A 23,391-nucleotide genomic window follows, 5' to 3' on the forward strand; every position below is an offset into this window, starting at 1 on the left:
CCGCCCGACACCTTTTTCAGCAATCGGTCAGCTTCGGCTCACCCTTCCTTCAGCTTGCGTTCAAGCTCGCTTCAGTTCCCTCCGCGATAATGAATCCCATAACGCAAACATCTTCTTCATACCGACAGGGAGTGGTCGCCATAAAACGCATGAAACGAAAAACCAAAATTGCCGTTACCGTCGTCCTGGCCCTCGCGACGCTCGGAACCGCAACGTATAAGCTCGCCGACCGGTACTTGATCGAGCACGTGGAGGTCCGGATCGCGAGCGCGCAGACGACATCGAACGCGTCGGCCGGATCGAACGCGGCGACGAACGCTGACGCAACGGCAAACGCTTCGACGTCGGCTGCGGCATCCGGCACAACAACCGACTCATCGACCGACTCGTCGTCCGGCTCGTCGACGGCCTCGACCGGCAGCGTTCAGTCCGACGACTGGAACTACGAGAGCGACAGCGAGAAGATCAGCATTCAAAAAGTGCAAACCGGCTCGGGCGACGACTTGATCACCTACTATGTCGCAGACGTGATCCTCAAAAATGGCGCGAGCATCCAAACCGCGTTCGCCAAAGACGCCTACGGCACGAACATCGCGCAGAACACGTCCACCATCGCGGCCAATCACGGCGCCGTATTCGCGATCAACGGCGACTACTACGGTTTCCGCAGCGACGGGGTCGTTATCCGTAATGGCACGCTCTACCGGGACGAGCCGGCTCGCGAAGGCCTGGCCTTGCTGTCGGACGGGACGATGAAGTCCTACGACGAGGAGGAGGAAACCTCCGCCTCGCTGCTGGCCGAAGGCGTCACGAACACCTTCTCGTTCGGTCCGGCGCTCGTCCGGAACGGCATCGCCGTAGACGACTTCGACAACGTCAAGATCGACACCAACTTCGGCAACCGCACGATCGACAGCGCCAATCCGCGGACGGGCATCGGCATGATCGCCCCGAACCACTACGTGTTCGTCGTCGTGGACGGCCGCTCATCGGACAGCAGAGGCATGACGCTGAACGAATTCGCGGACCTGTTCGCCGATCTCGGCGCGACCGAGGCTTACAACCTGGACGGCGGCGGCTCTTCCACGATGTACTTCATGGGCAGGGTCGTGAACAATCCGCAAGGCAAGGAAAAAGAGCGAGGCGTAAGCGACATCATCTATTTGCCCGAATGAGGGCTGACGACAAACTCGCCGAGGAGGCACGAATATGACGATACTCATCCCGTCTTACGAACCGGACGAGCGGCTGCTGGGGCTCATTCATGATCTGAGAGAAGTCACGGATACGCCGATCCTGATCGTGGACGACGGCAGCGGAGACAAGTACAGCGGCATCTTTCAATCGGCCAGGAAAGCCGGATGCACCGTCCTGACGCACGAAGAAAATAAAGGAAAAGGATGCGCGTTAAAAACAGGCTTCCAGTATATCAAACGTGCGGGCGATGCGGACGGCGTCGTATGCGCGGACAGCGACGGCCAGCATCTGCCCTACGATATTTTGCGGATCGCGAACACGGTCCGGACGCACCGCCGCCATATCGTGCTCGGCAGCCGCCGATTCACCGGCAAAGTGCCGCTGCGCAGCCGCTTCGGCAATTCGGCCACGCGAATGGTGTACGCCTGCGCGACGGGCACGCCGATTCAGGACACGCAGACCGGACTGCGCGGCTTTTCCACCGACATGCTGGACTGGCTCTGCCGCGTGCCCGGCGAACGGTTCGAGTATGAGATGAACATGCTGCTCGCCTCCAAGCCGGCGGGATACGCGACGGTCGAGGTGCCGATCGACACCGTCTACCTCGACGACAACAAGTCCTCGCATTTCCGCCCGCTCGCCGACTCGGCACGCATCTATTTTCCGTTTCTCAAATTCGGCGCATCGTCCGTCCTGTTGGCCGCGCTCGACTTCGTCCTGCTGTTCCTGCTGCAGCGGATGACGTCGAACCTGCTCGCCGCCGTCATCGGCGCTCGCATCGTCAGCTCCGCCTTCAATTATGCGATGAACCGCAAGTACGTGTTCGGCGGCAAGCGCGCCAGCGCCAGGCGATCGCTCCCCCGCTACTATGCGCTGGCGGTCACGATCTTGCTCTTCAATTACGCGCTGCTGTACTCGTTCCACGAGACGATCGGCATCCCGCTGCTCGCCGCCAAGCTGTTGACCGAAGCTTCGCTGTTTCTGTTCAGCTATTGGTGGCAGCGGAGGTATGTCTACTAACCGGTTCGCGGGGCAGCGCGTTCAGGGCCTCTCGTACTGGCGCCTCATGAGCATGAACTGCTTGGCCAAATATTGCGGCGTGTAGGGCATATCGTTGCGCAGCCAGGAGATGATCGTGCCGATCAAGGCGGAAGAACCGTACCAGACGACGATATCCCGCTGGATACCAAGCGCGGCGAGGTTCGCCTCTCCCCTCCGGGCTGTCGATCCGTTCGATCACCATACCGGTCAGCAGCTTCAGGAACTGCTCCGTAAAAACCGTCGTTCGCCTCGTCGTGAGAATGACCTTGTAAAAGCGGAAGTGCTGGGCGATATGCTCGAGCAGATTTACCATTAACGGCCAGTCCTCTTTGCGAGCGGGCATCGGACGCGACGCCGGAGACCGAAGGATCGCGCGAATGTCCTCGATCATCTCGGCGGCCATTTTCTCCATCATGTCCGGAATGTCGCGGTAATGCAGGTAAAATGTCACCCGGTTGATCGTGGCGCGCTCGGCCAGGCGGTTCACCGAGATTTTCTCGACGTCCATCTCCTCCAGCAGTTCGACAAGCGCATCCCGAAGCATGCGCCGAGTGCGGACAATTCGGGGATCGGTGCGCGGCGTAGCTTGACTCATGGCAACCTTCCTTTCAAGATCCGCGGACTTAACGACAGTTTCTCTTCATTTTGTCTATCATAACGGATCTAAACGACGAGATTTCGTTTCCATGCGAGTTAATTGACAATCCATTCATTACTGTCGATTGCAAAGCTCGCCAATCCGGTTAAAATCTAATTTATGCCGTGTTAAGTATATTACACTGTGTAAATTTAGTCCACCGCGGACTTGAAAGGGATGGGGCAGTTGAGTAAATCCTTGGCTGGAGAGGGCGGCTCGCTAAAAAAAAGGGCCGATCCTGTTCATCATGATTCTGGGGGGCATTTCTGGCCACGCTGAATCAGACGGTCATGAGCGTGGCCACGCCGGAGCTGATGAAGGACTTCGATATCTCGGCGACGACGGCTCAATGGTTGACGACCGGCTACATGCTGGTCAACGGCGTGTTGATTCCGATCACGGCCTATTTGATGCAGCGCTTCACGACACGCGAGCTGTTCCAGGCTTCCATGATCATTTTCCTCGTCGGCACGCTGACGTCGGCCATCGCGACGGGCTTCCCGGTGCTGCTGACCGGACGGCTCATCCAAGCCGCAGGCGCCGGCATTATTATGCCGCTGCTGATGAACGTCATTCTGACGCTGTTCCCGCCGAACAAGCGGGGCGCCGCGATGGGCATGGTCGGCTTCGCGATCATCTTCGCGCCGGCGATCGGACCTACGCTCGCAGGCTACGTACTGAAGAACTTCGCATGGGAAACGATGTTCTACGGCATGCTGCCGTTCGTCGTGCTCGTCATCGTCCTGGCCTTTGTCTATCTTCGCAACGTATCGGAGCGGACATTCCCGAAGATCGATATGCTCAGCGTCCTGCTGTCGACGATCGGCTTCGGCGCCGTGCTGTTCGGGTTCAGCCGGGCGGGCACGCTGGGGTGGTCCAGCGCCGAAGTCATCGCCTATCTGATCGCGGGCGTCGTCGCGCTGGCGCTGTTCACCTGGCGGCAGCTCGCTTCCCGCAACCCGCTGCTGGATCTTCGCGCCTTCAAGTACGATATGTTCACGCTCACGACGATCATCAACATCGCCGTCACGATGATGATGTACGCCGACATGATGCTCCTACCGCTATACCTGCAGAACGCCCGGGGCTACACCGCGCTCGAGTCCGGCCTGCTGATGCTGCCCGGCTCGCTGCTGATGGGCTTCATGATGCCGATCACCGGCAAGCTGTTCGACCGGTTCGGCGCGAAGTGGCTGTCCGTCATCGGCATGGCCATCACGATCGGCACGACCGTCGGCTTCATTAACCTGACGGACTCGACCAGCTACGCGTATCTGGTGCTCATGTCGACGGGACGCCGGCTCGGCATGGCGATGTTCCTGATGCCGATCACGACCGCCGGTCTCAACCAGCTGCCGCCGAAGCTGAACGCGCACGGCACGGCCATCTCCAACACGATCAAGCAGGTCGCCGGCGCCATCGGCACCTCGCTGCTCGTCACCGTCATGACGGACCGTTCGAAGACGCACTACATGGAAATGGCAGCCGCAGGCGGCACCGACCAAGCGCATATGTCCATGGAAGCGATGATTCAAGGCATCAACGACGCGTACCTCGTCATCATCGCGATCGGCGCGGTCGGCCTGCTGCTCTCTTTCTTCATCAAGCGCAAGGAGCATCCGCACGAGGTCAAGGATCTGTCGGCGCGGACGGAAGTCAAAGTTCAAGAAGCTTAATAAATGGCCGAAGAAGCCGGTTCCCGCAAATGCGGAGCAGGCTTCTTTGGCGCTGCACATGAGCAATCCATGAGAAACCGCGCCAGCTTTGGGATGTTAAAATTCACATATGAAGGCAGATAGTTAGGAGGCTATATATGGGACGCTTAATTTTGCAGATGAATGTGACGTTGGACGGCTGCTGTGACCACAGACAGGCGATTGCGGACGAAGAGCTCCACCAGTATTCGGAGGACCTGATGGATCAGACTGACGGCGGTCTTTTCGGACGCAAAATCTACCAGCTGATGGAAAGCGCTTGGCCGGCCATTGCCAGCAGCGGCGAAGGACCTCCGTACATGGTCGACTTCGCACGCAAGCTCGATCGGATACCCAAGTACGTTTTTTCGCGGACGCTGGATCACTTGTCGTGGCAGAACTCGTTTTTATTGAAGGGGCCCGTTTCCGAGGAAGTGCCGAAGCTTCTTGCGGAAGGGAAGAACCTGCTCGTTAACGGCGGTCCCGGCCTCGGGTCCACCCTGGCGCAGCTAGGCTTGGTGGATGATTATCACTTCCTGGTACAGCCAATCGTCGCCGGAGCCGGCCCCCGGTTGTTGGAGGGAATTACCGAGCGGCTGAATTTGAAGCTGACCGACACCCAGCGTTTCGGATCCGGCGTCGTGGCGCTCCGCTACGTGCCCGTTCGTTAACCGCTAGGCTTTTTGTTTGTCCGGCCTGCCGGCTTGATTCGGCAGGCTATTCGTCTTGCTAGCAGCCGAATCCCGTCCTTCTAACGGACGACCTGCCGGGTACCGCTCCATCTGTCGTGGAACGGCACGCGCCGGCGGCCCAGGACGAAGCGGATTAAATGCATGCCGAGCCAAACGTTCATCGCGAACAGTCCGACGGCGTACGGGATCAGGATGAGCGGCGGGGTGAGGTCCACCTCCGCGTCCAGCCGATCGATCCGGGGCAGACGGCTCGCGAACCACTCGGCCGCTACATATCCGAGCATGCCCCCCGCCGTATTCGTGATCAGGTCGTCGACGTCGAACAGGCGGTACGGATAGTCGAAGATGCCGAAGATGCCCGTCACCTGCGTCGTCTCGAATGATAAGGACAACCCGAAGGACAGCAGCAGGCAGCGAATCCAATGCGTTCTGAAGTAATACCGGAGAAACAGCCCGAAAGGGATCGTCAGCAGCACGTTAAATGCGACCTGGAGCACCGCCCGGTCCCCGAACAGATGCGGATACGTCGACGGACGGCCTGGCTTGACGCCGGTCTCCCGGACGATGTCGGTCACGAAGTGGAACGGGATCCATTGGAAATAAGAGCCGGCATCGGGGGGGCGCATGGTGGATCGACGGCGGCAGCGGCCCCCGCTTCAGGTCGATTGCAAAGAATCGAAATCATTTATATGCGCGCGAAAGCTTGACTTCTTAAAAATTGAGAATATTCAGCATTCTTGCCGATTTCATCCGGTTAACCCGAATGATAAGTTATTTTTGCGCCGCGGAGACGACATGCTTGGAGCCCGTGCGGGCGGCGACGAACGCGAATAAGGGGGTGTAGAATGGAGCCCGGGCGAACCCGATCGTATCGAATGTGACGGTAATTTTGGAAGCGTTATCAAATCGAGGAGGGATACGATGAAAAAACTAGTGTCGCTGATCGTGCTTTTGCTTCTGCTGACGGATGCAGGCGCCGCCTTCGCGGCGCCCAAAATCAATACGTTCGAGCGGCCTGCCAGAGGCAGCGCCTATACGCTGAGCCAATGGGGGCTCGACGGCTGGAATGCGCCTTGGGACAAAGGCATGAGTACGCGCACCTGGATCGACGGCTACAACTTCAACCACTCCGGCGGCCAGTCGCTGCGCGTCTTTTATCCGCAAGGCAAGATCGATCCGGAATTTTCAGGGGCGCAGGCGCCGTTCGCGTTGACGCCCGCCAAAGAGTACTATTTGTCCTACTGGGTCCGCTTCAGCAGCGATTACAGCTGGGGCACGACCGAGTTCGCCGGCAAGCTGGGGATCGGCTTGGCGGGCGGCGACTACTGCTCGGGCGGCATTCCCTGTACGGGCTACAACGGCTTCACCTCGCGCATGATCTGGCGCAGCGGCGGGGAAGCCGCCATTTATTATTATCATATGGACGACGGCGGGCAATACGGCAGTTACAGATCGCTGAGGGACAGCAACAATAACCTTATTTATTATCCGAAGGGCACCTGGGTGAACATCGTCCAACGCCTGAAGGTGAACACGGTGACCAACGGTAACGCCAATCCGGACGGCGAGATCCAGATCTGGTACAACGGCGTATCGGCGGCCAACATCACGGGTCTGCGATTCGTGCGGAACGCGGATCAGGTGGACACGGCGTATTTCTCCTCCTTCTTCGGCGGCGCGACCGCATCGTTCGCGCCAACGAACGACTCTTACGTCTGGTACGACGACCTGAAGGTATCCACGAACCGGGCGGACATCTGCGAGCTCAGCACGGGGGGGCTGCTTCACGCGCACGTTCCAGGCGGAAGACTATACGTCGATGAGCGGCGTCATGAAGGAGACGACGCCGGATACCGGCGGCGGACAGGACGTCGGCGGCATCGACAGCCAGGACTGGATCGCGTTCGGCAACGTGCAAATTCCGAGGACCGGCACCTATCTCGTGGAGTATCGCGTCGCGACGCCGAACAACAACGGCAAGATCTCGCTCGATATCAATTCGGGCGCGACCGTGCTGGGCGAGATCGACGTGCCGAACACCGGCAGCTTCGCAAGCTACCGGACCGTCTCGCACGTCGTCCAGATAACGGCCGGCACCTACCAGTTCGGCCTCTATGCGGTCACGGGCGGCTTCGATCTCAACTGGTGGAAGATCACGCAGCTGTATTGATCGTCTGAAGTCGAGCAAGAGGAGGCGGGTCTCCCGTCTCCTCTTTTGCGCGTATCGTCTTTGGAGGCGAAGCGATTGTTGCACGTCTTCAGAATCTTGCTAATCTTTGTTTCAATTCCTGAATAATCGACGAGCCGGCATCGTTTTTGGAGTACAAATTTTTCGTAAAACCGACGGCAAGCCCCAGCTCCGGATCGGCGAACGCGATCGAGCCGCCATATCCGCCATGCCCAAATATCCGAAGGCTGCCGCCCATGATATCGCCCTCTTGCCCGAGCGCATATCCCATTCCTCTGGGCAACGGAACAGGGTCCTTCAGTCTTAGCGACGCCGTCGCGACCTTCATACGCGAATCCGGCAGCAGCTGAACGCCGTCAATCCCGCCGGGAAGCAGCGCGGCATAATGCCGGGCTACCGCGCGGGCCGACATGATGCCGTTGCTGGCCGGGACGCAAGCCCGTCTGGCCGCCGGCGTATTCATCCATTCATGAAGAGGGCAAATCCAGGCAGGGATGGCCTGCAGGTCGTCGGCAGCAGCGGTTGGAGGAACAACATCGGGTTCTTCGAGAACGGCAACCCGATGGTCCATTCCCTCCGGCAAGCCCACGTACATGTCCGTTATGCCTAGAGGATCGCAAATGTCTTCCTTGAGGATCTGCGAAAACGGACGCCCGTCGACCCGGCGCGCAATCTCGCCTAGTATCCAACCATACGTAATCGCATGGTATTCCATATGCTCGCCCGGGGGCCATTGGGGAGTCAGCCTTGCGATCTCCTCGCACATTTTGTCCCAATCGCTCACATCCGCCACGCCGATCCCTGCCGGCATATGCGGAATTCCCGTCGTATGGTAAAGCGCATGTCCGACGGTTGCATCCGCTTTGCCGTTTACGCCGAATGCAGGCCAAATATCGGCGATTTTCATATCGTAATTCAACTGTCCCCGCTCGGCTAGCAGGTGAATGATGGTCGCCGCGACGCCCTTCGTTGTTGAAAAAACCGGAAAAAGCGTATTTCCGTCAACCGCCCTTCCGCTTGCATGGTCGGCTAGGCCGGCATAAGCATCGACGATGAGCTCGCCCCGATAATAAACGGCAAGCTGAAGCCCCCGCTCGCTTCCCTCCTCGACCTTTTGTTCCAATAGGTCTTGCATCGCACGTTGTATGTCTTGCATTTTCCCCACTCCTCAGGACCGGAATCATTGCCGTATGCGCTTGCTGCTCCACGTTCGTCACGTCACTTGCCGGGAACCAAGGCTAGCTTATAAAACTTCTCGGCGTTCTCGCCGAATAACGCGTCGCGATTGACTGCGGTCCAACTGTCCGGAACGAAATCGACCGTCGCTTGCAAAACCGCATCATAGGTAGACGACTCCAGGCAAACCGGCCAGTCGCTGCCGAACATGACCCGGTCCGGACCAAACGCTTCCAGCGCGTGGCGGACATAAGGCCGGGCCTCCTCCAACTCCCACTCGCGTCCGGGCTCTGCGGAAAAGCCGGATATTTTGGCAAAGATTCCTTCGTGACCGGCTAATTCGGCGATGCATTCGCTCCAGGGCAGCCAAGCGCCACCATCGATTTCCGGCTTGGCCAAATGATCGATGACCGCACGAAGCTTCGGCACGCGATCGGCCAAACGGATCAGGTCGGGGAGATGACGCGGACGCGCCTGGAGGTCGATCGGAAAATCGGCCTCCGAAATCATCCGGATATTTTCCACGACCGCATCTTGCAAGATCCAGCCGTCGGGAAGGTCCTGGATCATCGGGCGAATGCCGACGAACAACGGGTATTCTTGCATTTTGATCAAGTCCCGTTCCATTAGCGGATTCGACAGGTCGAGCCACCCTACCACACCCGCCAGCGAAGGCTCCACCTCACCCAAGCGAAGCAAATAAAAGGTTTCCTCAACCGAAGGGGCGGCTTGAACGGCGATCGTCGCATCGAATTCGTATCGTGCCAATAATGGCTTAAGGGCTTCAGGGCCATAATTTCGATACAAAACGCCTTTATCCGGTGTCAGCCACCCGTAGTCCGTCCTCTCGATCGACCAATAGTGCTGATGAGCGTCGACTCTCATGGCGTCCTCTCCTCTATGGGAGAGTATAATCTATAATTCGTATGCACGGCCATATGAGAAATTCGACGTTAGTGTCCGTATCCACTTATCGGCATATTCAGTTAGCGAGAGAGTGAGAGACGGACAAGAAATATGCCGCCGGCAGCCCGATAAGGGAGACGGCGACACAAAAGATCGAAGGCGTGCACGATGATCGTAAATATGATTGGTCACGTTGAAATGGCTATTTGTTTTTTAAAGAATTCCTTATATGTCATTGGTTTTCGGCCAAGCCCATGGCTTCAAGATAATCATTTTCGCTAAGGGTCTCATATGTAATATTTTTCTCGCTAATCTCCGAAAGGGCTTCAGCGATGTCTGCAAAAGAGCTTCCCTCGCTGCCACTTAGATTGTAGGTATGATTTTCGTGCCCGTTTTGGGTGAGAACAGCCACGTTGGCTGCCGCCAAATCATCCAGAGATGCAGCGGCTACTTTACCGAAACCCTCCGGTACTCGCACGCCGCCAACTTTAAGCGCATCTCCATAAAACGAATGCAAGGTTTCAAGGTATGGCATCACCCATAGCAAAAAAGACCGCCGGGAACTGCGCCTGCTCCTTGGCGGTCTTCTCTTTCGCCCTACTTTAGAAACTTAACGCCCTGCTCCTGCATTCGTTCATGCAGTCTAGGGATTTGCACCTGGGCGAGTTCGACGCCGTCATCGATGGCACATGCGGCCGCGATACCGGCGGCCTGACCGAGCGCGTAGCACGTCGCCTGAATGCGCATCGATGACATCGCGACGTGGGTGGCCGATATCGAGCGCCCTGCGACCAGCAAGCCCTTCACACTAACGGGTACCATGCAGCGGTACGGGATATCGTAGCCGCTTACGTGGCGTTCGTCTGTTCCTTTACGGCCGTCAGGGCTGTGTATGTCGATCTCGTAGTTCGTCTGCGCCACGACGTCCTCGAAGCGCCGGCCGACCGTCACATCGTTCTCCGTCAACGTATAAAGTCCTTCGATTTGGTTCGTCTCACGGACGCCGACCTGACCGGGCACATGCGACAGCACATAGTTCTCGAAGCCGTTGCGCTGCAAGTAGTTGGCCACGGAGAATACTTGGCGAAGGGATTCTTTTTCAGCGAAATTAATATCCTCGATCATGGCGCCGTTGCCTTTGACCCGGGTCATATTAACGAGGAGCGTTCCATTGCCGTTGCGCTCCCAATACAAATGGCGGCCTTGGGGGGAGTTCATCGACCGTCTCGTAGTAATAGCAGTCTTCGGGCAGATAGGGTTTCACCGGCTTACCGGTGTTTTGCATCATGAACATGAGCGTCATGGGCTGAGTCAGCCCGTCTTCGCTCCGTCCTGTGCGAATGGGCACGCCGGCGTCCTGAGCTACGCGGGCGTCGCCGGTGCAATCGAGCACGGTCCGTCCGAGGAACGCCTTCAGCCCCTGGCGCGTATTCGCGATTACCCCGGTTACCGAATCGCCTTCCATCGCGGCAGCGACGAAGCTGGTATGGTAGTAAACCTTGACGCCTTCCCGCTCAAGCTTTGTGTTGAGATAATGCCGCAGCTCGAACGGCGAATATTGCGGCCAGATGGAGCCCTCGTGCGATTGCGGCAGGTAATCCGGCAACACCTCCGACACCATTTCCCGGTATATCCCCGTCACATTCCCGACGCCCATAAAAACGCTTACATTCCCCAAAGTCCCCATGCCGCCGAGCTGTCCCGAGTGCTCGAGGAGTACGACCTTTTTGCCGCAGCGAGCTCCGCTAATAGCCGCTGCCGTGCCCGCAGGCCCTCCTCCCACTACGACAATATCGGCTTCGTCGTATATTTCTACAGCACGTTGCAGCGGAACGGATGAATGCATACTCACCGCCATCTCCATCCTTTCAATCCTCGATTTGGTTTCATTATAGGAGAGGGCGAGGGTATCATTATAGTTTCACTTTTGTTACATTAATGGAAAAGGCGCGTGGAGGAGAGCGGCATGCCTCGCAAAAAAAGAAATCAGCCTGCAAACGATCGCAGCGCGTCTCGGTTTGACCGTGCATACGGTGTCCAAGGCGCTGCGGGGACTGCCCGGCATGTCAGAGTCGACTCGCCGGGATATTTGGCAAGCCGCCCGCGAGCTCGGCTATCGGACAAAGGCGCAAGCCGCCGGTCTGTCCGCCGAGCAGATCCCGTGGGTCGGCGCGGGCAAGCCCCGCCGTTTCGCCATGGTGATGGCGGGTGAAGGGCCTTTTTTACAGCCTGCAGGTGGAGGGGCTCGACCGGCGGCTGCATGAGCTCGGGCATCATCTTGTCTCGCTCGTGATCCCCGCACGATTGGTCGGCGAACAAGATCTGCAGGAGTGGCTTGAGCGGAGCGGGGTGCTTTATATGGACGGGCTGTTTCTGTCCCCGGCGCTGCCGTATTGGATCGAGGCGGCGCTGCTCCATCTTCCTTTGCCTAAGGTGATGATCAATTACCCGCCGGATGCCGTGGAGGTCGATAGTGTCATTTGGGATGTGCAGCATGCCGTCCATCTGGCGGTAAACCTGCTTGCCTCGCACGCGCATCGCCGCATCCTGTTCATCGGCGATATCATGGCGCAGCGAGGCTTCCGCTTGCGCTGGCAGTCGTTTCAGGCCGCGTGCAGTCGGCTCGGATTGCCGCTGCAGCCGAACGAGCAATTTACGGATATCGCGGCGAATCGTACGGAAAGTCCGGGGATGCTTGGCGCGAGGCTAAGAGAGGCGGATTTTACGGCGATCGTCTGCGCGGTTAACGAGGACGTGACCTGGGCGATGGCGTCGCTTCAGGCGGCGGGACTGTCCGTTCCGGGCGACGTGTCGGTGATCGGGATGGACAGTGAAGTCCATCCGCTCTATCCCGACATTGCGCGGCCAGTGCTGCTCCTAAAGGAGGCAGCGGAGCGAGCGGCGGAGCTGATGCTGCGCCGTATTGCGAATCCTCAGCTTCCGTTCGAGCATGTGCGGCTCGCGGGTTCTTTCCTGAAGGGAGCTTCCGTGGCAGCGGCGGGCGGCATCACTTGAAACGAAAGGCATTACGCCTCGCGGCCGGAGGTCCGTAGGACTTCGCAGGTTTAATTTCGGCGATGGTCCCTTTTTCTTAGAGTGCCTTAAGCAGGATATCGTTTGCTAGAAGCGCGTTGTTCGTACTGCTCCCGCCCGAAGTAAGGACGGCTGCCGCCATGTTCTCTTCGGGCAACACAACAAGTCTTCGAACAAATTGGAGTTCGTCATCGAAGATCCGTTCAGCCCGGAGGAATGATTCAAAAGCATTCGCGGCGTAATCTTCTTGTAGCGATTATCCTTCATCAAAATCGCGAATATAATGGACGACCGGCGTGTCAAGATCAACTTTTCCTTGGTCTACCAGTTGCATGACGGCAACCGTAGTAATGAGCGCATACTGCACGCTGTTCGTGCCGTAGGTTCTGGTAACGACATCTGCTTTCTCTTCTGCTTCTTTTCGGGTCAAATTGTAGTTGATTAAGGCCTCATGCGGAGCGATTGTCATAGTTGGCAAGGATACCGGAACATTGCTTGGCTCGGCCGCTTCGGAATGTGCCATTTCCGCCGGTGCTGTGTTTTCGTCGCAGGAGGCTAGTAGTAAACACGAACATCGCACAACGCCTTTTATCCATTTACTTTTTACCATCTCGATCTCCGCCTTTTATATATTCGCATATCAAATGCCGCCGGCAGCCCGATATGGGCGCCAGCGGCATTATTTTACGGCGAGCTTATGGAAGCGCCTTGGCCTTCATGAGCTCGATTATACGTACGACGACCGTCGCCGCTTCGGCGCGGGTCACGGTTCCCTCCGGTTCGAAGCGGCCGCCGGCGCGGCCTTTCATGAGGCCCGCCGTCTGAACCATTCGCACGGCGCTGGATGCCCAGGCCGGGATTCGCGCCTCGTCCGCGAAGCCGGGTGCGGCGGCGGATAAGGAGGCGGCGGGATCCGTGGCGGGCTCGCCGTCCAGAACCGCGGCGAGCATGACGGCGAGCTGGGCGCGGCTCAGTCCGGCATTCGGGCGGAGCGTGCGATCCTCGAAGCCGTGCAGGATGCCGGCTTTGACCGCCTTCGCGACGGCCTCAGCGGCCCAATCGCCGAGCTGGTCGCGGTCGGCGAAGTTCGGCTCGGCGCCCGCCTGCCCTTCGGGCTGCAGCGCGTTCATCAGCATGACGCTGAACTCCGCGCGGGTAACGCTTTGATTCGGCTTAAACGTGCCGTCTTCGTAGCCTTTGACGATACCGGCCTTGACGGCGTCCTGAATGTCGGCGCTCGCCCAGTGACCTTGCGTATCGGCGAATGCCGCAGAAGGCGATGCGCTCACGGCGAATACGGCGAACTTGGTGAGGTGGTCCGACGCGACCTCGACGGAGCTGCCGTCGACCGTGCCGCCCATCTCGACCCAGTGCTTGTTCGATTCGTCGTAATAATGGATCGAAGCCTTCTGTCCTTCGCCGACTTTGGCCGGATCGAACGTTAAGCGAATCTTAATCGGGACTAAGAATTTGCCCGATTCGCTCTTCGTGATCTCGTAGATCGGGCTGGCCGCTTGATCGCCCTTCTTCAGGAGCTCCGCAATGACGGACGCATCGTCCAGCTTGACGATCTTGTACGTCGCCTGCCTGTCTAACGCGCCGGCCGGTACCGATACGACGACTTCTTGGCCAAGCGACAGCGATGCGGATTCGCCGGCCTGCACCTGCCGCTCCGCCTGCTTGGCCGGCGACGGTGTCGGCGCCGGCACAAAGCTCGGCGTTGGCGTCGGCGTCGGCGAAGTGGAAGGCTCAGGTTCGTCTTCCGACTGAACGCTCGCCATGACGAAGCCGTTGTCCGACTTGAAGGCGATCTCCTCGCCGTTCCAGCGGACCTTGGCCGCGCCGGGCGCGTACACGACTGCCGTCAGGCTGTCGAACGCGCCGTCTCCGTTCGCGGACAGATCCAGTTCGCCGTCCGCGAAGCTCGCTACCGGCTGCACCCTTGCCGCCTTCCCTTCCTTGCCGTCGACGAAGTAATATTGCATCGCGCCGGCCGTCTCCGCTTCCGCGTTATAATAGAAGACTTGCTCGCGTCCGTTCTTCATCTTCACCACGATCCGTCCGTCCTCCGTCTTGCCGACGGACGCGATGGCGCTCTCTCCGGCATACGGCTCCAGCACGCTGACGAACTGCGCGCTCTTCGCCTGGACGCGGTTCACCAGCGTCGGCGTGTAGACGTCGGTCGCGTTGCCCGGCCCCGGCGCTTCGCCAACGATCATCTGCGTCGGCGAGGACGGCGTGCCCGTTAGGCTGAACAGCTTCAGCCCGTTGCCGGACGGCAGCTTCCAGGCACCCTCCCACTCGCCGGATACGCTCTGCGATTTTCCGTTTCTGAAAAAAGAATACGCATCCTTCGTGCCGAGCGGACCTGCATACGGCGTCATCGCCTGGTCCGCCTGGAAGTCGCCCATGCCGTGCAGCACCCAATCGTACTGGCGCTCCGTGCCGGAGGCGACGCTGAACAGATCGATCAAGTAGTCCTTCGTCACCGCGACGGTGCGCTCGTAACGGTCCATGCCTGCATAGGCTTTGCTTGAAGTATTGGTCATGATGCCGAGCGGCCCCGACTGCAGAAACAGCTTCGTCGGCTCGTATGTCTCCGCGCCGTTTACGGTCGGAATCTGCTGCGTATCCCCGTCGACCAGCACCGTATTGTGCGCGAACGACTTTTTATAGTAGGACTCGTACATCGAATTGCTGTAAGGCGGAATGCCGAGATCAGGCGCGAGACGCTCGCCTTGGCCGAAAATCTCGAGGTGCAGCTTGTCCGGGTGCCCGTGGTAGCCGCCGTGCAAGCCGTAATCGACGAGCGCGTAGAGCTGATCGGCGCCCTCCCCGGCGCGCAGCACCGAGTGGCCGAGTCCGGTGAAGTTCATGCTCTCCGCGGACAGCGAGCCTCCGCTCGGGATCGTCTCGGCTCCGAAGAACACCGCCTGCTCGCCCGCAATGCCCGAGGACGTGTTGCCCGGCACGACGAACCCGCCCCGCACGCGGCCTTTATCCGTATACAGCTTGTTCAGCAGCGCGCCGTAGACCGGATCGCCGTAGTGCGCATAGACGGCCTCGTAGTCCATCGGCACGACGCGTCCCGGCGCAGCCAGGCTCGTCGGATACTTGCCCGAGTCATTGCCGTTGATGATGCCGAGGTCCGGGAACGCGTACTGCAGCGTCGCGTCGTACATTTTCTTGAAGTTCGGGTTGGCGAAAAGGTCGTAGCCCATGCCGAGCAGCGCCTGCGCGTGGTCGAACAGCGCGGACTGCGCGTAGAAATGGTACCCGATCGCGCCTTCGTACCAGAATCCGTCGGACAGCACGCTGTTCGCCATCTGGAAGTTGAAGCCGCTGCGGCCGTCGACCGAGAAGTCCATCAGCGTCTTGTCCTCCAGAATCGCCCCGATCGTGCCGATCGCCGCGTTGTGCCACGTCTGCCAGTTCGACTTGCCGACGTCGTAGCCCTGCAGCGTCTTCGCCGACGGCGCGAACAGGTTCTGCTCGATGTCGTACTTCTCCGAGGCGGTCAGCAGGCCGCTCGGCTCGATCAGATCGTAGGCATGCGCCAGCTCGATGATCTGAACCGCCTCGTCAAGCGATTGATAATAAATTCTGCCGTTCAGCGGCTGCAGCGGGTAGCTCGGATACAGCGCCGCATAGTGAGTCAGAATCTCCTTGGCCTTGGCCGCGTACTTCGACTCGCCGGTCAGCGCGTAGACGAGCGCGAGATTGCGCGCGGCCTCGATGTTGACCGTATGGGCGGTGAACCGCCATGCCGCATCCAGGTCTTCGCCCGTATGCCAGCTGCCGTCGGTCGGGCATTGATGCTCGTGCGGCTTATCGTAGTCGAAGATAAGAGGCGTGTCGCCGCACACGTACAGCGTGCTCTCGCCGCCGGGCTTCGACGGGTAATAGACGGTTTTATTCAACCATTCGTCCGCTTTGAGCCGGATCGCGGCCAGGTAGTCGCGCGCCCAGCCGTAGGTCTGGACCTTCGTCTTGGCCTCGGCCAATTGATCCTGCGAGACCATGACATAGGGGTGCTGCTTCGTGGCGGTTCTCGGCACGCCGACCTTCAGGTTCAATTCGATCGTCGTCTCCTTGCCGCCCGCGAGCGGATGGACGTTCAGGATCGCCTTCGTCGCGCTGCCCGCTTGCGCCGATGCCGGCACGGTCGCCAGCACGTCGACGTCCGTTTCGGCGCCGTTCGCCACGACGGCGGTCGTCGCCGGAAAGACGGTCTCGTAGCCGGTGCCCATCGGCGTCTTCAACGACAGCGCATAGGCCGTATCGGCGCCCCCGATGTTTTTGAGCGAGAAGGCGTAGTGAACCTCGCTGCCCGGCAGCGCGCTCTTGTCGATCTGCCGAATCGACGGCTCGACCGCGTTTTTCGCGAGCGCCATCGCGTCGAAGTACAGCTTGTCGTCCGGGCTCGATACCGGGTCCGAATCGTACCAGCGCGGATGGAGAATGACCTTGCGGATGTTCGCGAGTTTCGCGCCGCCGTTGGAGTTCAGGAACTTGCCCAACGGCAGCTCGATCTTCTTCCAGCCCTGCCAGTCGACGAAAAAGGAGCTCATGAAATATTCGTTGCCCGGATTCGCGTCGTCCGGCGTGCTGATGATGACGTATATTTTTTTGTTGGATACGCGGTCCGAATAAAGCCAGAACTCAAGCTGGTCGTTCGCCTGCCACGGCGCATTCGTCACGTCCGTGACGTCGATCGGCGCGGTCGGATCAAGCCAGCGGCCGGAGAAGCCGCCCATGACGGCAGGCACCGCCGCCGGAACCGTATTCGACCAGCCGGCGAACGTCTCCGTGTTGCCGATCTGCAGGCTCGAGCTGCTCGATAAATCAATATTGTAGGCGTAGCTCGTCTCCTCGCTGACCTTGCCTTCGAACTCGGCCTTGGCGGTAATCGTCTGCGAGCGATCGACAAGCAGCGGCGCCGTATAAGGCTTGAAGGCCGCATCCACGCCCTCGATTTTGTAGTAGATCGCAGCGCCTTCCGTCGCCGAGCGCAATGCAACCGTTTTCGGTTCGGCGTACGTGCCGGCAGGCGGGCTGGCCGTCACGTTCTCGACGAAGTCGCGGTAGACGAAAGTATAGTTATAAGTCGTCTCCGCGCTGTCCGTTCCCGCCAGGGACGACTTAACGACGAGCGTCGTATCCTCGGTCAGCACGAGCGGGGCGCTATAGCGCACGAAATCGCCGTCCACGCCGACACGCTTGTAGTACACGCCCGCAAGCACCGAGGGCTTCGTCGCGCTGGACAAGGCCACCGTCGCCTTGTTGACGTACTCGCCCGACGGCTTGTCCGCGACGGCCGGATACACCTCGCCGGTCCCCGTCAAGCGAAAGTCGTCGAGGTACATGCTTAAGCTCGGATCGAGCGTCGTGCCGCCGACGCCGGCCTGGTCGAGCCGCACGTAGTCGAGCGGTCCCCAAGCTTTGACATTGGCCGAGCTCGTCTGCGTCTTGACGACGGACAGGGGAATCTCGACTTCCTTCCAGCCGGTCCAATCGAGCGGCAGCCGATAGTAGTAGTACTCGCTGTCGCCCTTCATGAAAAACCGGAGCTGGATCGGTTTGTCCGCCTGGTCGCCGGTCCGCGGCTTCACGTTGTACGCCCAGAACTTGAGCGTGCTGTAGCCGTTCAGATCGACGCTCGGCGCCAGCTTCGGATAGATCAATGCCGCGCCCGCGATATACGAGGTCGGATTCGCCGTGTCGACATTGATCGCGAGCAGCCATTTCTTGGAGCCCGCGCCTTCCTTGATATAGGCCGGATCGGTATTCGGGACCAAGGCGACGCCTGCCGTGCCGACAGTGTCGCCCGTTACGTTCGTCGTGGAATCCATGGCGTTCAGCTGCTGTGCGTAGGGGACGATCAAGGGCGAATCGTCCCCGCCGGCGGCTTCCGCCGCGTTCGGCGGCAGCGCAGCGAGCGCGCTGGAGACGAGCAGGAGCGCGGCCATGGCGGACGCCAGCTTCTTTTTCAACTTGAGAAGAGTCATGCAGAACCTTCCTTTCGCGCCTGAGGGTAAGGCAAAGCCCCGCCGAATCGACCAACGGGGCTTGCGATGATTCCGTTTACTGCTTGTTGCGTTTACTGCTTGTTGCGTTTATTGCTTACTTCACGGCCGCTTTCGCGCGCTCGTCCGCTTTTTTTGTAAATCTCCAAAATCTCTTCGTAGCCGAGCTTCTTCTGCTCCTCCACGAATTTGTCCCACGTATCGAAGCTGCGCGTGCCCATAATGAACTTCGCGAAGTTCTCGTCGCGATGACTGTTCAGCGAATCGCCCTTCGTGCTCAGCACCTGCTGCTCCTCCGGCGTGAACGGCGGCGTCGACGTCTTGGCGTTGTCGAACTGCGGCGCCTGCTCGTAAGCGGACTTCAGCTCCGGCGAAGAGACCGAGATGTGAGCGTTAAAGTCGAACCAGGTGTACGTGCCGTCGGTCGACAGACCCGTCTTCTTGCGCAGATCCGAGATGTCCGTATACTTCTCGATGAAGCTGTCGCCGCTGACGGTGTCGCCTTCCTTGCCCCAGCTCACCAGCTCGTGTCCTTCGTCCGAATAGAAAAAGTCGATGAACTTGACGATGTCCTTGATCTTCTTCGACTTGGAGGAGATCATGAAGCCTTCCTCCGTGACGGCCGTGAACGCGTTCTTCTGCAGGCCGCTCGGACCGGCAGGCGGCGCCATGAAGTTCATCGAAAAGTCCGGGTTATCCTTGCGCAGCGCGCTGTTGTAGAAGTCGATCCGCCCGATGTAATCGAGCGTGACGAACGCGCGGTTCGTGGACACGATGTCCTGCCACATTTTCGTATCGATCGTCAGGAAGTCCTTCGGAATGAGTCCCTCTTTATAGAACTTGTTGAAATAAACGAGCATGTCCTTATAGGCCGGCTGCACCGGCGCGTACTTCCATTCGCCCGTCGCGCCGTCCAGATAGGCGCTCGCCCGCTGGGCGTCGACCGGCGCGGATACGCCGAAGCCCGCCGCGAAGTCTTCGAAGTAGCGCAGTCCGTTGCGCACCGTGAGCGGATAGCTCTCAGGGTATTCCGCCTTCAGCTTTTTCAGCGTCTCGTACAGCTCGTCCCATGTCTTCGGCGTCGACAGGTTCAGCTTCTTGAAGACGTCCTCGCGGTACATCCACGTGCGGCGGTTCGACTCCCCGAGCCCCTGGTTCGGGAACTCGTACATCTTGCCGTCGGAGGACAGCATGTTCTGCGTCTCGGCCGGATACTTCGCCATCCAGGCCTTGAAGTTCGGCATGTCGTCGACGTAGTCGAGGATGTTGACGAGCGCGCCCTGCTGGCCGAACTTGTCGGCGAGGCGTTTCTCCTGCGTCCACATGATGTCGGGCATGTCGCCGCCGGCGATGGCCAGGCTGATCGCGTCCTCGAGCAGATTGCCCGCGGGCAGCTGGATGTCCAGCGTGACGCCGGTCTTCTCCTTGATGTAGGACCAGATCTTCCAGTTCGCGTCGTACGGCCAGCTCGGATTGCTGTAATTCAGGAACGTGAACGTTTGCGGCGTGAGCTCCGCGGGTGCTGCGGATGCGCTTGCGCCGGCGCTTGCGGACGTCGAGGCCGACGCGGACGGCGACGGACTCGCCTCGTTGTTGTTGTTCGAGCACGCGCCGAGCACGACGCTCGCGCCCATGACCGCGGACAATACGACTGCTGTCTTTTTTGTTCATTGTTGCCCCTCGCTTTCTGTTTTTCCGATCGAATTTTCCCATGTCTGTATGTTAACCTTTGACCGACCCGATGAGCGCCCCCTTGGCGAAATACTTCTGGAGGAACGGGTAGATCAAAAGGATGGGAACCGTGGTCACGATGATGGTGGCGTATTTGAGCGCTTCGTCGACGATCATGCTGTCGCCGCCGATGTTGCCCGCGCCGTTCGCGCCCCCCGAGCCTTGCAGCACCATGTTGCGGACGATGACCTGCAGCGGGAACAGGTCGGCATCCCGCAGGTAGAGCAGCGCGGAGAAAAAGTTGTTCCAAATGGCGACGCCGTAGAACAGTCCGATCGTCGCGAGTATCGCTTTGGACAGCGGAAGCACGAGCCGGAAAAAGATGCCGATATCGGTCAAGCCGTCGATCTTGCCGGATTCCTCCACCTCTTGGGGCATGCCGGTAAAAAACGTGCGCATGACGATCAAGTTCCACGTGCTGACGGCGCCGGGCAACACCATCGCCCAGATCGTATCGATGAGATGATAGCTTTTGACGACGAGGAAGGTCGGGATCATGCCGCCGCTGAAAAAAAGCGTGATGACGACCATGACCATGAAGCCATTGCGGAACAGCATGTCCCGCTTGGAAAGCGAGTAAGCCCCCGCCGCGCTGACGATGAGCGAGATAGCCGTGCCGAGCGCCGTATAGATAATCGTATTGATGTAGGCGCGTCCGATCTCCGGATTGTCGAAGACGGCCGCGTACGTGTTCAGGTTGAACTCCTTGGGCCAGAAGAACACCTCGCCCTTCAGCACCGGCACGGTGCCGCTGAGCGAGACCGCGATCATATAAATGAACGGATACAGTGCAGAAGCGGAGACTGCGAATAGTACGACATACAAAATGACATCGAACAGACCGAATTTAGGCTTCATGACGCGTTCGCTCCTTTCCTCACCATAGGCTCGTCTCGCTCGTCTTGCGGCTGATCCAGTTCGCCGTGAGGATGAAGAGCAGGTTGACCACGCTCGTGAACAGGTCGATCGCGGTGCCGTAGCTGTAGTTCATCGCCTGGATGCCCGTCCGGAACACGTACGTGCTGAGCACGTCCGCGGTCGAATAGATCGACGGATTGAGCATGAGCAGCACCTTTTCGAAGCCGATGTCGAGGACGTGACCGATGTTCAGGATAAACAGGATGACGATCGCGGGCATGATACCGGGTACCGTAATGTGGCGCAGCTGGTGCCAGCGGCTCGCGCCGTCCACGGTGGCCGCTTCGTACAGCTGCGGGTCGATGGCGCTGAGCGCGGCCAGATAGATGATCGTCTCCCAGCCGATATGCTGCCAGATCTCGGACAGGATGTATAGCGTGCGGAAATAGTTCTCGTTTTGCATAAAGTTGATTGAGCTGTAGCCCATCCACTCGACCACATGGTTGACGAGGCCGCTGGTCGGAGACAGGAAGAGGAACAACATGCTCACGACGACGACGTTCGAGATGAAGTGCGGGAGGTAGCTGATCGACTGCACGAGCCGTTTGACGATGCCCTTCCTCACTTCGTTGAGCAGCAGCGCCAGAACGATCGGGGCCGGGAAGCCGAATACGACTTTGTAGACGCCGAGCAGGACGGTGTTCCTCAGCAGCTTGGGAAAGTCCGGACTGTGGAAAAACATCGAATAATATCTGAGCCCCACCCAGTCGCTCTGCCAGATCCCCTTGAACGGGTTGTAGTCCTTGAACGAGATGAGGATGCCGAACATCGGCACGTACTTGAACAGAATGTAATAGACGAGCGCCGGCAAAAAGAGCAGCAGCAGGTACTTGCTTCTGTTCAGTTTCAATCGGAATAACGCCACTTGCGACCCTCCAGTCTGAAGCGATGTGTCTATGATGCCTAGCTTAATGAATGCTGCGGAAGCGCCGCAATGATGCGATCTGCGGAAACCTCGCATTTCTTCGGTTTCGATACGTTCGCGAAGGATCTTAACGTTCGACCGCCGTTTCCGCGCCTCTTTGATGAGAACGGTACAGACTCTCCACGACCGCCACGACGCTGCGGGAGTAGGCCATCGAGCATTCGGGCTCGCGGTTGTCCCGAATCGCGCCAAGCAGGTCCTCGAACTGGCGGACGAACGGATCCGGCTGCGGCGGCACGGGGACTTGCTCGTAATCGCCTCCGTCGCTGACCCAGAGCCCCCTGCCCGTCAGCAGCTTCATGCTGCCGCCGGTAAACCGGAATTCCGTCTCGTCGACGACGGCGCCCGGGTAGCCCGATTGCGACAGCGTCGCGGGGATGCCGGATTCGGTCGCGAGGAACGCCGAGCCGCCGCCTTCGATATCCCCTCGCATATCCGCATACCGGACGCTTGCCGTCACCCTCGCGATCCGCTCGCCGGTCATCCATTGAATCTTGTCGATCGAATGCGATCCCAGATTCGTCAGGATGCCGCCGCCAGCCTTGGCCTTTTCGAAAAACCATGCCGGCCGGCTCGGCGTGTCGTACCGTTGGTGGCGCCTGTCGTCGATCATCGTCATACGCCCGAGCCGGCCGCCGTCGATCCAGGCCTTGGCCGCCAGATTGACCGCGTCGTAATGCTGCGTATGCCCGACCATCAGCTTGACCCCGCCGGCGTACACGGCTTCGACGATCTGGTCGCATTCGCGGACGTTCATCGCCATCGGCTTCTCGAGCATGACATGGCACCCTCGGGAGGCGGCGTAGCATGCGGCTTCTTTGTGCAAGTAATGAGGCAGGGTGACGACCGCGATATCCGGCCGTTCTTTGTCGATCATTTCTTTGTAGTCCGCGTAGGACGGGATGCCGTGCTCCGCCGCCAACGCGTTCGCCCGATCCCTGGCGATGTCCGCGATCGCGCAGGGCGCTAGGACGTCCATATTGCGCATCGCCTTCAGATGCGAGCCTGCGATGATGCCGGCTCCGATCACGGCCACGCGATAACCCATTTGTAAGACCGCCTCCTCCGTTCGAATGCGGTCATCATAGCAAGCGTCGCGGCAGGCACGCCATCAGGGGATCTTACGGTTCTTGTCGAATCTTAAAAAGGATTGGGGATTTGAGGCCGATCGTAAAAAAAGGATAAGGATCCGAAGCGATGCGTATTGAGCGAATAGCTGACACGGGG

Annotated in this window: 18 protein-coding genes and 2 pseudogenes; 7 read left to right on the forward strand and 13 right to left on the reverse strand. The window is 59.2% G+C overall.

Annotation, left to right across the window (positions count from 1 at the left end; translation table 11 throughout):
* Positions 1-149 precede the first annotated feature (149 nt).
* Complete coding sequence (locus OMP38_RS06135; RefSeq protein WP_277564298.1) at positions 150-1,175, forward strand: phosphodiester glycosidase family protein; 1,026 nt, start codon at positions 150-152, stop codon at positions 1,173-1,175.
* 34 nt (positions 1,176-1,209) lie between these two features.
* Positions 1,210-2,217, forward strand: a complete 1,008-nt coding sequence (locus OMP38_RS06140; protein WP_277564299.1) for a bifunctional glycosyltransferase family 2/GtrA family protein — start codon at positions 1,210-1,212, stop codon at positions 2,215-2,217.
* On the opposite strand, the gene OMP38_RS36605 is transcribed toward OMP38_RS06140, so the two are convergent.
* Positions 2,183-2,833 (reverse strand): TetR/AcrR family transcriptional regulator, encoded by a 651-nt coding sequence (locus OMP38_RS36605; RefSeq protein WP_277564300.1) that lies wholly within the window; start codon positions 2,831-2,833, stop codon positions 2,183-2,185. The two genes, OMP38_RS06140 and OMP38_RS36605, sit on opposite strands and share 35 nt — an antisense overlap.
* Before the next feature lie 289 nt (positions 2,834-3,122).
* On the opposite strand from OMP38_RS36605, the pseudogene OMP38_RS06150 reads away from it, so the two are divergent.
* Positions 3,123-4,551 (forward strand): annotated as a pseudogene (locus OMP38_RS06150) (DHA2 family efflux MFS transporter permease subunit).
* Positions 4,552-4,688: 137 nt separating this feature from the next.
* Positions 4,689-5,240, forward strand: a complete 552-nt coding sequence (locus tag OMP38_RS06155) for a dihydrofolate reductase family protein (RefSeq protein WP_277564301.1) — start codon at positions 4,689-4,691, stop codon at positions 5,238-5,240.
* A gap of 80 nt (positions 5,241-5,320) precedes the next feature.
* Here the strand turns inward: OMP38_RS06155 and OMP38_RS06160 are convergent, their stop codons facing one another.
* Complete coding sequence (locus OMP38_RS06160; RefSeq protein WP_277564302.1) at positions 5,321-5,887, reverse strand: VanZ family protein; 567 nt, start codon at positions 5,885-5,887, stop codon at positions 5,321-5,323.
* A 295-nt stretch (positions 5,888-6,182) separates the two neighbouring features.
* On the opposite strand from OMP38_RS06160, the gene OMP38_RS36610 reads away from it, so the two are divergent.
* Positions 6,183-7,439: a polysaccharide lyase gene (locus OMP38_RS36610; RefSeq protein WP_277564303.1), complete on the forward strand. Its 1,257-nt coding sequence runs from the start codon at positions 6,183-6,185 to the stop codon at positions 7,437-7,439.
* A gap of 80 nt (positions 7,440-7,519) precedes the next feature.
* Here OMP38_RS36610 and OMP38_RS06170 read toward each other — a convergent pair whose 3' ends face one another.
* The 5 genes from OMP38_RS06170 to OMP38_RS06190 form a co-directional block, all read right to left on the reverse strand.
* A complete protein-coding gene (locus OMP38_RS06170; RefSeq protein ID WP_277564304.1) occupies positions 7,520-8,605 on the reverse strand; it encodes a serine hydrolase domain-containing protein in 1,086 nt (361 codons plus the stop codon).
* A 62-nt stretch (positions 8,606-8,667) separates the two neighbouring features.
* Positions 8,668-9,510: an amidohydrolase family protein gene (locus tag OMP38_RS06175; RefSeq protein ID WP_277564305.1), complete on the reverse strand. Its 843-nt coding sequence runs from the start codon at positions 9,508-9,510 to the stop codon at positions 8,668-8,670.
* Between the two features lie 253 nt (positions 9,511-9,763).
* Positions 9,764-10,078 (reverse strand): Rossmann-fold NAD(P)-binding domain-containing protein, encoded by a 315-nt coding sequence (locus tag OMP38_RS06180; RefSeq protein ID WP_277564306.1) that lies wholly within the window; start codon positions 10,076-10,078, stop codon positions 9,764-9,766.
* A gap of 50 nt (positions 10,079-10,128) precedes the next feature.
* Positions 10,129-10,749 (reverse strand): FAD-dependent oxidoreductase, encoded by a 621-nt coding sequence (locus tag OMP38_RS06185; RefSeq protein WP_277564307.1) that lies wholly within the window; start codon positions 10,747-10,749, stop codon positions 10,129-10,131.
* Complete coding sequence (locus OMP38_RS06190; RefSeq protein ID WP_277564308.1) at positions 10,685-11,395, reverse strand: FAD-dependent oxidoreductase; 711 nt, start codon at positions 11,393-11,395, stop codon at positions 10,685-10,687. Before OMP38_RS06190 ends, OMP38_RS06185 begins: the two co-directional genes overlap by 65 nt.
* A gap of 136 nt (positions 11,396-11,531) precedes the next feature.
* Between OMP38_RS06190 and OMP38_RS06195 the strand changes: the two genes are divergently transcribed.
* Together OMP38_RS06195 and OMP38_RS06200 are read left to right on the forward strand one after the other, a co-directional pair.
* Positions 11,532-11,795: a helix-turn-helix domain-containing protein gene (locus OMP38_RS06195; RefSeq protein WP_277565188.1), complete on the forward strand. Its 264-nt coding sequence runs from the start codon at positions 11,532-11,534 to the stop codon at positions 11,793-11,795.
* Positions 11,740-12,546, forward strand: a complete 807-nt coding sequence (locus OMP38_RS06200; protein ID WP_277564309.1) for a LacI family DNA-binding transcriptional regulator — start codon at positions 11,740-11,742, stop codon at positions 12,544-12,546. The genes OMP38_RS06195 and OMP38_RS06200 overlap by 56 nt, the downstream gene beginning before the upstream one ends.
* 183 nt (positions 12,547-12,729) lie before the next feature.
* On the opposite strand, the pseudogene OMP38_RS06205 reads toward OMP38_RS06200, so the two are convergent.
* The 6 genes and pseudogenes from OMP38_RS06205 to OMP38_RS06230 form a co-directional block, all read right to left on the reverse strand.
* Positions 12,730-13,033: pseudogene (locus tag OMP38_RS06205) on the reverse strand (serine hydrolase); the annotation flags it as partial.
* Between the two features lie 226 nt (positions 13,034-13,259).
* The gene (locus OMP38_RS06210) at positions 13,260-18,572 is read right to left on the reverse strand and encodes an S-layer homology domain-containing protein (protein ID WP_277564310.1); all 5,313 of its coding nucleotides are present in this window, start codon (positions 18,570-18,572) and stop codon (positions 13,260-13,262) included.
* Positions 18,573-18,664: 92 nt separating this feature from the next.
* A complete protein-coding gene (locus OMP38_RS06215) occupies positions 18,665-20,236 on the reverse strand; it encodes an extracellular solute-binding protein (RefSeq protein ID WP_277564311.1) in 1,572 nt (523 codons plus the stop codon).
* Between the two features lie 76 nt (positions 20,237-20,312).
* On the reverse strand, positions 20,313-21,179 hold the full coding sequence (locus OMP38_RS06220) for a carbohydrate ABC transporter permease (RefSeq protein WP_277564312.1): 867 nt from the start codon (positions 21,177-21,179) through the stop codon (positions 20,313-20,315).
* Between the two features lie 19 nt (positions 21,180-21,198).
* The gene (locus OMP38_RS06225; RefSeq protein ID WP_277564313.1) at positions 21,199-22,104 is read right to left on the reverse strand and encodes an ABC transporter permease; all 906 of its coding nucleotides are present in this window, start codon (positions 22,102-22,104) and stop codon (positions 21,199-21,201) included.
* Between the two features lie 127 nt (positions 22,105-22,231).
* Positions 22,232-23,212 carry a Gfo/Idh/MocA family protein gene (locus OMP38_RS06230; protein ID WP_277564314.1) on the reverse strand — a complete coding sequence of 327 codons (981 nt, stop codon included), beginning with the start codon at positions 23,210-23,212 and terminating at the stop codon, positions 22,232-22,234.
* Between the last annotated feature and the right edge of the window lie 179 nt (positions 23,213-23,391).

The organism is Cohnella ginsengisoli, assembly GCF_029525555.1.
Classification (GTDB): domain Bacteria; phylum Bacillota; class Bacilli; order Paenibacillales; family Paenibacillaceae; genus Cohnella; species Cohnella ginsengisoli.